The 13,577-nt window shown below is 30.9% G+C and carries 8 protein-coding genes and 2 pseudogenes; 2 read left to right on the top strand and 8 right to left on the bottom strand.

Annotation, left to right across the window (positions count from 1 at the left end; genetic code table 11):
• Positions 1–1,194: 1,194 nt before the first annotated feature.
• Both KEC48_RS11815 and KEC48_RS11810 read right to left on the bottom strand, forming a co-directional pair.
• The gene (locus KEC48_RS11815) at positions 1,195–2,538 is read right to left on the bottom strand and encodes a dicarboxylate/amino acid:cation symporter (RefSeq protein ID WP_249191359.1); all 1,344 of its coding nucleotides are present in this window, start codon (positions 2,536–2,538) and stop codon (positions 1,195–1,197) included.
• 79 nt (positions 2,539–2,617) lie between these two features.
• A complete protein-coding gene (locus KEC48_RS11810) occupies positions 2,618–3,229 on the bottom strand; it encodes a DUF4230 domain-containing protein (protein WP_211962453.1) in 612 nt (203 codons plus the stop codon).
• Positions 3,230–3,361: 132 nt separating this feature from the next.
• On the opposite strand from KEC48_RS11810, the gene KEC48_RS11805 reads away from it, so the two are divergent.
• Positions 3,362–3,697: a DUF6054 family protein gene (locus tag KEC48_RS11805; protein ID WP_211962444.1), complete on the top strand. Its 336-nt coding sequence runs from the start codon at positions 3,362–3,364 to the stop codon at positions 3,695–3,697.
• Between the two features lie 181 nt (positions 3,698–3,878).
• Here KEC48_RS11805 and KEC48_RS11800 read toward each other — a convergent pair whose 3' ends face one another.
• The 6 genes and pseudogenes from KEC48_RS11800 to KEC48_RS11775 all read right to left on the bottom strand — a co-directional run bounded on the left by KEC48_RS11800 (position 3,879) and on the right by KEC48_RS11775 (position 11,824).
• Positions 3,879–4,250 (bottom strand): hypothetical protein, encoded by a 372-nt coding sequence (locus tag KEC48_RS11800; protein WP_211962442.1) that lies wholly within the window; start codon positions 4,248–4,250, stop codon positions 3,879–3,881.
• A gap of 268 nt (positions 4,251–4,518) precedes the next feature.
• A pseudogene (locus tag KEC48_RS11795) lies at positions 4,519–5,881 on the bottom strand (IS1182 family transposase); the annotation flags it as partial.
• Positions 5,882–6,122: 241 nt separating this feature from the next.
• The gene (gene gyrA / locus KEC48_RS11790; protein WP_211962440.1) at positions 6,123–8,585 is read right to left on the bottom strand and encodes a DNA gyrase subunit A; all 2,463 of its coding nucleotides are present in this window, start codon (positions 8,583–8,585) and stop codon (positions 6,123–6,125) included.
• A 15-nt stretch (positions 8,586–8,600) separates the two neighbouring features.
• The gene (gene gyrB / locus KEC48_RS11785; RefSeq protein WP_087356843.1) at positions 8,601–10,523 is read right to left on the bottom strand and encodes a DNA topoisomerase (ATP-hydrolyzing) subunit B; all 1,923 of its coding nucleotides are present in this window, start codon (positions 10,521–10,523) and stop codon (positions 8,601–8,603) included.
• Entirely contained in the window at positions 10,510–11,619 is a 1,110-nt protein-coding gene (gene recF / locus KEC48_RS11780; RefSeq protein WP_087245080.1) for a DNA replication/repair protein RecF, read from the bottom strand. The genes gyrB and recF overlap by 14 nt, the downstream gene beginning before the upstream one ends.
• Complete coding sequence (locus KEC48_RS11775; protein ID WP_211962438.1) at positions 11,606–11,824, bottom strand: RNA-binding S4 domain-containing protein; 219 nt, start codon at positions 11,822–11,824, stop codon at positions 11,606–11,608. The genes recF and KEC48_RS11775 overlap by 14 nt, the downstream gene beginning before the upstream one ends.
• Positions 11,825–12,204: 380 nt before the next feature.
• Between KEC48_RS11775 and KEC48_RS11770 the strand changes: the two are divergent.
• Positions 12,205–13,567: pseudogene (locus KEC48_RS11770) on the top strand (IS1182 family transposase); the annotation flags it as partial.
• Positions 13,568–13,577 lie beyond the last annotated feature (10 nt).

Here is a 13,577-nt window from a genome sequence, read left to right as displayed (position 1 = left end):
AAATGTTAGTATTCCTAACATTATCATGACTATCTCATAAGATGTCATGTCCATCACCTCCGTCTTTCATATTTCCATCTATTGAATGGATATCTATGTCAACGAAGAATTACGTGCCTTCGTCTCACGACTAGGGCATAACCACCTACCGTTATTACTGTTCCATATGCATTATATCAATATCAAAAAAGAGATTCTATACTCTCTAGAGAATGTAGATTTAATTTTTATATTTACTTTAGGCAAATACAATTTATTTGTATATTGACTTATCAAATCACATAAACTATAATGTAATTGAAAAAGGAACAGCCGATAAACGGTTATGCCTTAGATTAAATTAAGGAGAAATAACTACCTCAATTTTCCAGTGCAAGAGGTAGTTATTTTTTTTGCTTTATTATCCTTATCGATAATGATAAGAAGCAATTTCACAATCACACTTATTACAGTCATAATAAATGTTAGTATTCCTAACACCATCATGACCATCTCATAAGATGTCATGTGCATCACCTCCGTCTTTCATATTTCCATCTATTAAATGGATATCTATGTCAACGAAGGATCACGTGCCTTCGTCCCACGACTAAGGCATAACCACCTACCGTTATTACTGTTCCATATGCATTATATCAATATTAAAAATGAGGTTCTATATTATCTAGAGATTGTAGATTTAATTTTGATATTTACTTTAGGCAAACATAATTTATTTGTATATTGACTTATCAAATCACATAAACTATAATGTAATTGAAAAAGGAACAGCCAATAAACGGTTATGCCTTAGATTTGTTTGAGAAAATAGCTACCTCAATTTATCCGAAGCACGAGGTAGTTATTTTTTTGTACTCTTATCAATAATAATAAGAAGTAATTTCACAATCACACTTATTACAGTCATGATAAATGTTAGTATTCCTAACATTATCATGACTATCTCATAAGATGTCATGTGTATCACCTCCGTTTTTCATATTTCCATCTATTAAATGGATATCTATGTCAACGAAGGATCACGTGCCTTCGTCCCACGACTAAGGCATAACCACCTACCGTTATTACTGTTCCATATGCATTATATCAATATTAAAAATGAGATTCTATATTATCTAGAAAGTGTAGATTTATTTTCAACATTTACTTTAAGCAAATATAATGATTAAAAAAGTAAACTCAATTTGAGTCTACTTAACTATGATAAATATCTTCATCTAACATATTTTCTTTTTTACCAACAATAACAGAAGTTGCTGAATCACCAACAACATTTAAAGATGTGACAAGCATTTCAATTGGTCTGTTGATTGCTAAAATTAATGAATAAGCCAATAATGCCCCATCATTTGTATATCCCATACCTGTTAAGATAGTAAATAAAATAACTGCTCCTGCCCCAGGTGCAGCAGGTGTTCCAACTGAAGCAATTAAAGCAAGAAAAGCAATGACAGCCATAGATGTAATTGTAACATCATATCCAGAACTTGCTGCAATAAATATAGCGGCAATAACTTGCATAATAGCTGTACCATCCATATTAACTGTCATTCCTAAAGGAAGAACAAATGAAGCAATTTCTTCACTGACACCTAATTCATTAACTGTTGTTTCTTTATTGATAGGTAATGTAGCAGCACTTGATGAAGTTGAAAAACCAAACAATGCAACTTTAGGTATTTTTCTCATAAATGGTTTTGGATTCATTTTTCCCATAACCATTAAATAAATAGGATAAGCTATAAATAAATAAACAATTAAAGCAAAAATAACTGTTAATACATACGCTAATGCAGGTAATAAATAATCTATTCCATAAATAGCAAATGTCCTTGTCAATAAACAAAAGATGGCATAAGGTGCACATTTTGTAATAACAAATGATAAACATACAGAAATAATATCACTACATTCAATTAATAGTTTCTTTAATGTTTTTGTTTTATCTTTTAATTGATTCATTGCTAAACCTATTGCAACTGCTAAGAAAACAACTGCTAAAACATTCCCATTATTTGTAAAAGCATTAATTAAATTATTAGGAATGACTGAAACAATGATATTTAATGGATTAGATCCAACAGTTCCTTCCTGTATCATGAGATTATCAGCATGAACAGCATTAAAGGCTCCTAATTTGTAAACAATAGAACCAATAATACCAGCCCATATTAAAGCACATACTGTTGTTATAAGGAATGTTCCTATTGTTTTAGATGAAATTCTTCCTAATTTCTTTGTATCAGTAATAACACATATAGCTAATATAATAGAAACAAAAACCATAGGTATAATAATTAACTGTAATGCATTAACAAAGAGTTGACCTACAATGTAAAATATTCCGATTGCATTATTAGCTCCTTCAGCAGTAATATCTTGGAATAATACATTATTAATAGTATTCCATAAAGATTCCTGTCCACTTGCTAATAAGTTTTCTCTTAATAAGATACAACCTAATCCAGCAACCAAACCACAAATTAAAGCAATAATCATTTTCTTTGCTAGTTTTTTACCACTTTGTGTTGATTTCATATATAACCTCCCACTTATCTCCAAACTTCTAACATTATACTATAAACTTTACATATTTCAACAAAAAAAGCAGAACATCTTAAGATTCTGCCATCTTTATTTCAATTTTATATTCATCATCTGAAGAACACATAGATTCAACAAAAGTTTTAATCGTTTCTTGTGCTTTATTCTGTGCTTCTTCTAATAATCCTTTCTCTTTTGCTTTATTTTCCATACTTTCTTTTTGATCTATCGCAAATTGATTATAATCAGTAATACTAATTTGATTAAAAATATTCTTTGTTTCATCAAAAACTTCAATACTTTTTTCATCTATCTCATGAGAAAGAATTTTAGCTTCAGGAATACTAATATTGATATTCTTTCCACTCATATGAACTTCTACTAAACTCATATCTATTCCTGCTTTTATTTTTCCATCATAAGATAAAATAAAGCTCTTTGTTGTAAATGGAACTTTCCATCCATAAAAGGTTGCCTGATTTTCAAATTTTCCCATATTTGTATAGTTATATTCTACACTTGCTAACTCACTAATACTTTGAATCTGTTGTGATAATAAATCACTTGTAATGGCTGTTGGTTCTTCACCACTTGGCCATACTTTTCCAACAAAAAAGAAAACAACTGCTATCACAACAATAACAATAATATTTTTTAAAGTTTGACTGATTTGTATTTTTTTCATTCATTTCACCTACTTACAGATATTGTAGAAAAGATCAAGATATTTGTCAAATATTGTTGAAATGATATGAATATATAAAATACACATGATTTTCAAAACTTCATGATAATCTATAAATAAGGAGGAATAATCATGGCTAAATATTCTTGTGAACTGCATGGTTCTTTTCAGCATTTTTGTCAATTTTTAAAGAATGAATTAATCAAATCAAGCTTTTCTGCTTCCATTGAAGATGAACATTATTATGATATACATGATGTTCATGTTGGTATTTTAATATTAGAGAGATATAGTTATACAGGAGGAAACCGATTAAGCTTGTCTATTACTATAACAGAATATCAAAATCATCTTCATGTCACTGCCATTAGTTCCGGTGGAAGTCAAGCAATGTTCTTTAAAATTAATACCTTTGGTGAAGATACTTTTTTAGATAAATTTAAAGAAGCAATTCAGAATTATGAATAATTGATAGGATTTATGTGAACACAGTTTGCATATTTCTATTTTTACTCCTTTAGAATATTTACTTTTTCTTTACAATATAAAAACTTCCCGTATCAGTGTTTTATTATTTACACTGTCTACTGGGAGGTTATCATATCATTTGTTACGATTTCTCTTTTTGATTTTAAAAATCACTAATTTATTACCATTTTTTTAATGGGGCATAAGGATTATTACCTATTGGAACGATAATATCTACTGGAAATTCTCCGCCCCCACCACATTTTGTATATGTAGTACATTCATATAATCCACTATGATTCATATGTTCATGAATCCAATGAGCAAAGGTTGCTGTCTGTTCGAACGTCATATAATCATACCCATAGCCACTGTACGAATATTCTTCACTTAAAACATTTTTAGGGTTGATGATTATTTGACTAGTTTCTATTTCTATAGAAACAATATCAGAGTAACTATTAATTTTCTGAAGTACCATGTTTGCAAAATCATTGTTATCAAACATTGATGTATTATAATAATTTGTTTTTGGTTTTCGTCTAAAAAACATATTTCTCCTTCTTTCTATTTACTTTGTATAACTCTATTATATATTATATTTTTCTTCAAAGAAAGGATTAGCATATCTCATAAAAAAATAGGATCTTTTATAAAAGAGATCCTATCAGACTGTTGACAAAGTGGTAGAATTTTTTATTAAATCTACCACTTCTTTTATTTTTTTATGAAAATTGATAAATTTGTATTGTTTTCCTTATATTTCCTTCTTTTTTATTGGGTGAAGGAATATTTATGAGTCCTTTCCTTTTCTTCATTCTCGCTAATTTGCCTAAATTATGGCAGCCAAAAATAATCAACGATTCCTGTTGATTTTTCTTTAGTCCTTTTAATCTTGTGAATCTTAGTCCATGCTTTTCTTTGCAATCTGCATAGACTCTTTCTATCGTCTCTTTTCTTAGTGGATAGATATCTTTCCATTCTGGTGTATATCTGTTCTCATCTGCTATTTCTCTATATTCCTCCCATACATGTCTTGTGATGACCTTCTGATGATTTTTGCTCTGTGTACATTTCTCTAAAAATGGACATCCTTCACAGTCCTTTGGATTTGATTTGTATTCCCTGTATCCTGATCTGTTTGTTGTAGTATATTTCAAATCCTTGTTATTGGGGCATATATAAATATCCAACTTTTCATCATAGACATATTCATATTTCTTGAAGTATCCTTTTTTGTCATGGGTCTTTTATATGGCATATATGCTCTGATTCCATCTTCTATGATTTCTCGACATATTGCTGGTGTCATGAATCCTGCATCTAAACTGATGTTATGTATTAAATCTCCATAGGTGTTCAACAGCTTTCTATATGCATCATGAAAAACAACACTATCGTGCTGATTGCCTGGTGCCACTGTATTATGCAGTACAAATCCGTGTCTATCACAGAATGTTAGATTTGTATATGCAAAGCATTTCTGTTTTTCTCCCTTATGAAAGCATCCGCTTTCCGGATCTGTCTTGCTTACCTTTATTGATTTTGTTCCTTTTCCTTCAATGAGTTCACCTGTTTCTTCGTCATATGCAAGTTCTATATCCTTTGTTTCCTTTATTGGCTTTTTCTCATGGGCTTTTCTATCCTTGTTGATTTCCTCCAGAAGTTCATCGTCATAGTATTTCTTTACTATTTCTACAGCCTTATTTTCATGTTTTCTATTATTGGCATTGGCCTTTCGATGTGTTCCATCTCCAAATACCGTATCAAGATCCACAAAATCATATGCGATGGCTTCTTCAATAATTTTTTTGAAAATCTCATCGAAAACTTCAGAATCTCCATATCTTCTGATGTAGTTCTGTGACCATGTTGAGTAGTTTGGAACCTCATCATCAATGGACAACCCTAAAACCATCTGTAGGCAAGGTTCACCTTTGTTTCTTCACATGTTCTTCTCATGGAATGAATACCAAATGCAAAGTTGATAAAAAGCATTTTAAAAAGTACCACCGGGTCAATACTTGGTCTGCCAAAAGAACTATATAAAGGTCTAACGAGAGGATATATGAAATTCCAGTCAATAGCTTCTTCAAGCTCTCTTACCTTGTGATCCAATGGTACTAATTCATCTATAGTACTCAAAATCAAGCTGTCATTTTTTCGATTGTTTAAACATGTCATTGCCATAATATTTTACCTCCAAATATGCATTTACATTATACCATATTTTCATGATATAGTGGTAAAATAAAAAGTCGTGGAGCCTCAAAATTTGCATATTTGGAACGAAGTCATCCACGACAATAGATATAATACCATATATTTTTCTATTTGAAAACTAAAAGCTGTTGACTTTTTACTTTGTCAACAGCCTGATAGGATCTTTTATAAAAGAGATCCTATTTTTCGTGTTAACAAAATCTTATTTTGTTACTTCATTTTCTTCAATTTCTTCTTCTGATTTAGATACAACTTCTACACTTGAAACAATTGATCCTTCAGCAACTTTAATCAATCTAACACCTTGAGTATTTCTTCCAGCTAATTTTACTTGTTCCATTGGAAGTCTAATCATGATTCCTTCACTTGTCATAATTAATAAATCTTCATCACCATTAACAGCTCTTAAAGCTACCAATTGTCCTGTCTTTTCAGTCGTATTAATGGTTTTTACACCTTTACCACCACGATGTGATTCACGGTAATCTTCTATTGGAGACATCTTACCATAACCATTTTCACTTATAGCCATAATATATTGTCCTTCTCCATTTGTTGTCATACCCACAACATGACTACCATCTACATTAATACCTCTGACACCAGATGCTGTTCTACCCATTGGTCTGACATCATTTTCATTAAATCTAATTAATTTTCCATTAGATGCTGCAACGAGAATTTCTTCATTTTCTTTTGTTAATTTCACAGCAACCAACTGATCTTCATCTTTTAAATTAATCGCAATCTTACCAGACTGTCTAATATTTTTAAATTCTTCAATAGAAGTTTTCTTAACTAAACCATTTAATGTCACAAAGAATAGATATAGATTCTTATCTTCATCAATATCATCTTTATCAATAGAAATCATAGATTTAACACTTTCATCTTTATCTAGATTTAATAAATTAACAACAGGTAATCCTTTAGCAGTTCTACCAAATTCAGGAATATTATATCCTTTTAAACGATAGACTTTACCAAAGTTTGTAAAGAATAATAAATCATCATGAGTACTCATATGAATAAGAGCATCCACAATATCATCCTCATTGGTTCCCATACCTTTGATACCTCTACCACCTCTATTTTGTGTTTTATAAGTATCAACAGGCATACGTTTGACATATCCATTAGAAGTTAAAGAAATAATAACATCTTCGACTGGAATTAAATCTTCATCTTCTAAATCAAATGTTCCTTGAATAATTTCAGTTCTTCTCTTATCAGCAAATTTAGCTTTAATTTCTAATAATTCTTTTTCAATAATTTCTAATATTCTTTCTCTTTTTGCAAGAATATCTTTTAAATCAGCAATCAATTCTAATAATTGATTTAATTCATTTTCAATCTTTTCTCTTTCCAAACCAGCTAATCTTTGAAGCTGCATTTCTCTGATTGCTTTTGCTTGTCGATCAGACATATCAAATTCATCCATCAATCTCTGTTGAATAATTTCTGTTGTTCGTGATGAACGAATGAGTTCAATAATAGCATCAATCTGATCTAATGCTCTTTTTAAACCATCTAAAATATGAGCACGATCTTCAGCTTTCTTTAAATCATAAGCTGTTCTTCTTCTAATCACTTCTTCTTGATGATCAAGATAGTAAGTAATCATTTGTTTTAGATTTAAAGTTTGAGGTTGGTTATTCACTAAGGCAATAGAATTGACACCAAATGTTGTCTGTAAAGCTGTTAATTTAAATAACTGATTTAAAATAACTTCTGGTTGAACATCTTTACGAAGTTCAATCATAATACGAATACCTTCACGGTTAGATTCATCACGTATTTCTGTAATACCTTCAATGCGTTTTTCTTTAACATGTTCAGCCATTTTTTCAATTAAACGAGCTTTATTGACCATATATGGTATTTCAGTAACAACAATAGCTTTTTTACCACCATGAATATCAATAATATCCGTTTTCGCTCTCATGACAATTAAGCCATTACCAGTTTCGTAAGCTTTTTTAATCGCTGATTTACCTAAAATATAAGCTCCTGTTGGAAAATCAGGTCCCTGAATATAATTTTCCATTAATTCTAGAATCGTAATATCAGGATTATGAGAAACAGCCAATATGGCATCAATGACTTCACCTAAATTATGAGGTGGAATATTTGTAGCCATACCAACCGCAATTCCTGTTGTCCCATTGACTAATAAGTTAGGGAAACGTGATGGCATAACTTCTGGTTCTGATTCTTCACCATCATAGTTAGGAATAAAATTGACTGTATCTTTATTAATATCTCTCACCATTTCCATAGAAATCTTAGACATTCTGGCTTCAGTATAACGTTGTGCCGCAGCGCCATCACCATCAATAGAACCAAAGTTTCCATGACCGTCTACTAACATATAACGATAACTGAAATCCTGTGCCATACGAACTAAAGCTTCATAGATTGAAGAGTCACCATGAGGATGGTATTTCCCCATAACTTCCCCAACAATACGCGCTGATTTCTTATATGGTTTATCACTATAACATCCAAGTTCATTCATTCCATGCACAATTCTTCTTTGAACAGGCTTTAATCCATCTCTCACATCTGGTAAAGCTCTTTGAACAATAACTGACATGGCATAATTGATAAAGGATTGTTTCATTTCTTTTGTTAATGATCTTTTCTTAATTCCACGTTCTTCCATTTTTTCTCTCCTTTACTATAAGTCTAATTCTGCCATTTGTGCATTTTCTTGAATAAATTCACGTCTTGGTTCAACTTTTTCACCCATCAGCATATCAAACATAGCATCAGCCTGCATCGCATCATCTAAATCAATTTGCCATAAAACACGATGTTCTGGATTCATTGTTGTATCCCATAACTGTTCAGCATTCATTTCTCCTAAACCTTTATAACGCTGAATAGAAATTTTGGCATTTTCACCAATTTCTTCTTTTTTCTTCTCCAATTCATAATCAGAATATAAATAATATTCTTCTTTTCCATGTTTCAATAAATATAATGGTGGCTGTGCAGCATACACATATCCTTCTTCAATTAATGGCTTTAAGAAACGATATAAGAATGTCAACATCAAAATACGAATATGTCCACCATCAACATCAGCATCGGTCATGATGACAATTTTATGATATCTTAATTTACTAATATCAAATTCTTCACCAATACCTGTTCCAAAAGCTGTTATCATTGAACGAATTTCAGCATTTCCTAAAATTCTATCTAATCTTGATTTTTCAACATTTAAAATCTTACCACGTAATGGCAAAATGGCCTGAGTTCTACGATCTCTACCCATCTTGGCACTACCACCGGCAGAATCCCCTTCGACAATGAATACTTCACATTCACTAGGATCCTTAGATGAGCAGTCAGCTAATTTACCTGGCAAGGCAATACTATCTAAAGCTGTTTTTCTTCTTGTCATTTCTCTGGCACGTTTGGCTGCCATTCTGGCACGACTTGCAACAATAGCTTTATTGATAATAATTTGTGCAGTATTTGGATTTTCTAATAAGAATTTATCTAACGCTGTTGAAATGATATTACTTGCGATTTTTCTCACTTCAGCATTTCCTAATTTTGTTTTTGTCTGTCCTTCATATTGAGGATCAGGATGTTTCACTGAAATAATCGCTGTTAACCCTTCACGGCAATCATCCCCACTTAAAGATTCCTCATCTTTTTTCAGGAAATTATTATTTTTGGCATAATTATTAATGACTCTTGTTAAAGCAAGACGGAAACCTTCTTCATGAGTTCCTCCTTCATGCGTATTAATATTATTACAGAAAGAATAGATATTTGGCTGATATCCATCATTATATTGCATACCAACTTCAACCTTAATATCATCTATTTCATCTTCTACATAAATAATTTCTTCATGAATAGGTGTCTTATTACGATTTAAATAAGCTACGTATTCTTTGATACCACCTTCATAGTGATATTCATTTTTCTTATGTGGTGTCTGTCTATGATCTTCTAAAATTAATTTCAATCCTTTATTTAAGAAAGCCAATTCACGGATTCTCTGATTTAATGTTTCATAATCATATACAGTTGTTTCTTCAAAAATCAAAGGATCAGCTTTAAAAGTAACAGTTGTTCCAGTATCATCACAATCACCAATAATCTTTAAATCTTCAACAGGTTGTCCACCTTTTTCAAATCTTTGATAATAAATATGACCATCTCTATGTACATAAACTTCTAACCATTCACTTAATGCATTAACAACGCTGGCACCAACACCGTGTAGACCACCAGAAACTTTGTAGCCTCCACCACCAAATTTACCACCAGCATGTAAAACAGTTAAAATTGTTTCAACTGTACTCTTACCAGTTTTCGCATGAACACCTGTTGGCATACCACGTCCATTATCAATAACCTTGACAACATCGCCTTCTTCTAAAATCACTTTAATTTCACTACAAAATCCAGCTAAAGCTTCATCAATAGAGTTATCAACAATTTCCCATACCAAATGATGTAAACCTCTAGAAGACGTTGAACCAATATACATACCTGGTCTTTTTCTAACAGCTTCTAATCCTTCTAAGACTTGAATATCAGATTCATTATAACTGTGTTGAACTTTATTTTCTTCCATAGCTTTCTCCTTTCACATTTCCATTTTCAATGACGATTTTCTTTGCTTTATCTATAACCTGATGATGAATACCATCAATATTTGTTGAAGTTAAAAAAGTCTGAACCTTTCCTTCAATTAAATTCAATAACTTCGTCTTTCTTGTATCATCTAGTTCACTTAAAACATCATCTAATAACAAAACAGGATATTCTCCGATTTCTTTTTTAATCAATTCTAATAAAGCGATTTTGATTGCTAAAACAATAGATCTTTGTTGCCCCTGTGAAGCATAAGTTATAGCATCCTGTTGATTTAAACACATCACCAGATCATCTTTATGAATACCATGTGTTGTCTGTTTAAAAGCAATATCTTTTTGATAATTCTTTCGATAATCTTCTAAAATACCTTCATAACTCATATCTTTATAATGTGTTTTATATTGAATTGATAATACTTCCTGATGTAAAGCAATATAATCATACATTTTCGTAGATATCTCATTTAATAATTCAACAAATTCAATTCTTTTCTTTAATAATTGAACTTGTAATCGTGCCATCTGTTCAGATAAAACCTCTAAGTAATCATCAGCTTTTAAATGTTTTTCATTTAATAATTTCAAATATTTATTTCTTTCTTTTAATAATCTTTGATATTTATTAAAATCATACATATATATAGGTGATATTTTAGATAACTCCATATCAATCAATTTTCTTCTTAATTTTGGACTCCCTTTTATTAACATTAAATCCTCAGGAATAAATAAAACAACATTTAAATAACCAACATAATCACTTGTTTTTTTAATTTCATTATGATTAATCAAAGCTTTCTTTCCTAACTTTGATAAAACAATCTCTAAATTTAATGTCTTTTGATTATTAATAACCTGTCCTTGAATTTTCGCAAAGTCCTGATCAAAATAAATCATTTCATCTATGACTTTTGTCTTAAAACTTTTAGACATTGATAAAATATATATAGCTTCTAATAAGTTTGTTTTTCCTTGAGCATTTTGACCAATTAAAATATTAATAAAAGGATCAAATTTTACTGAACAATCAATATAATTTCTAAAATTCTTTAATTGAATACTATGAATCTTCATTAATGATTAGATATTCTTGTCCATCAAAAGAAACAATATCCTGATGATAGAGCTTTTTCCCACATCTTGTTTCTACTTCACCATTGACAAGAACCAGTCCATCACTAATGACTAATTTAGCTTCAGCTCCACTACTTACAGCATCAGCTAATTTAAGTAATTGTCCTAAAGTAATATACTCACTATGAATTGTAACTTCTTTCATATATTTATCACCCATACTTTCATAACCTGAACTATTATATCACAAAAACATCAAAAATGATAGTTTTTATGGCTTATATTCAATATTTATAAAAAAAGTGATAAATCTCATTTTTATATAAAAACCTCTTATAAGCTAAATATAAGCTAAAAAATGATATATAGTCTTTTTGACTACATATCATCTCAGGCTGTTGACAAAGTAAAAAGTCAACAGCTTTTAGTTTTCAAATAGAAAAATATATGGTATTATATCTATTGTCGTGGATGACTTCGTTCCAAATATGCAAATTTTGAGGCTCCACGACTTTTTATTTTACCACTATATCATGAAAATATGGTATAATGTAAATGCATATTTGGAGGTAAAATATTATGGCAATGACATGTTTAAACAATCGAAAAAATGACAGCTTGATTTTGAGTACTATAGATGAATTAGTACCATTGGATCACAAGGTAAGAGAGCTTGAAGAAGCTATTGACTGGAATTTCATATATCCTCTCGTTAGACCTTTATATAGTTCTTTTGGCAGACCAAGTATTGACCCGGTGGTACTTTTTAAAATGCTTTTTATCAACTTTGCATTTGGTATTCATTCCATGAGAAGAACATGTGAAGAAACAAAGGTGAACCTTGCCTACAGATGGTTTTAGGGTTGTCCATTGATGATGAGGTTCCAAACTACTCAACATGGTCACAGAACTACATCAGAAGATATGGAGATTCTGAAGTTTTCGATGAGATTTTCAAAAAAATTATTGAAGAAGCCATCGCATATGATTTTGTGGATCTTGATACGGTATTTGGAGATGGAACACATCGAAAGGCCAATGCCAATAATAGAAAACATGAAAATAAGGCTGTAGAAATAGTAAAGAAATACTATGACGATGAACTTCTGGAGGAAATCAACAAGGATAGAAAAGCCCATGAGAAAAAGCCAATAAAGGAAACAAAGGATATAGAACTTGCATATGACGAAGAAACAGGTGAACTCATTGAAGGAAAAGGAACAAAATCAATAAAGGTAAGCAAGACAGATCCGGAAAGCGGATGCTTTCATAAGGGAGAAAAACAGAAATGCTTTGCATATACAAATCTAACATTCTGTGATAGACACGGATTTGTACTGCATAATACAGTGGCACCAGGCAATCAGCACGATAGTGTTGTTTTTCATGATGCATATAGAAAGCTGTTGAACACCTATGGAGATTTAATACATAACATCAGTTTAGATGCAGGATTCATGACACCAGCAATATGTCGAGAAATCATAGAAGATGGAATCAGAGCATATATGCCATATAAAAGACCCATGACAAAAAAGGATACTTCAAGAAATATGAATATGTCTATGATGAAAAGTTGGATATTTATATATGCCCCAATAACAAGGATTTGAAATATACTACAACAAACAGATCAGGATACAGGGAATACAAATCAAATCCAAAGGACTGTGAAGGATGTCCATTTTTAGAGAAATGTACACAGAGCAAAAATCATCAGAAGGTCATCACAAGACATGTATGGGAGGAATATAGAGAAATAGCAGATGAGAACAGATATACACCAGAATGGAAAGATATCTATCCACTAAGAAAAGAGACGATAGAAAGAGTCTATGCAGATTGCAAAGAAAAGCATGGACTAAGATTCACAAGATTAAAAGGACTAAAGAAAAATCAACAGGAATCGTTGATTATTTTTGGCTGCCATAATTTAGGCAAATTAGCGAGAATGAAGA

This window comes from Clostridium sp. C1, from assembly GCF_018223625.1.
In the GTDB taxonomy this organism is placed as follows: Bacteria; Bacillota_I; Bacilli_A; order Erysipelotrichales; family Coprobacillaceae; genus Allocoprobacillus.
The sequence above is the reverse complement of the archived record's forward strand: the minus strand, read 5'-3'. Positions and strand labels throughout refer to the sequence as shown.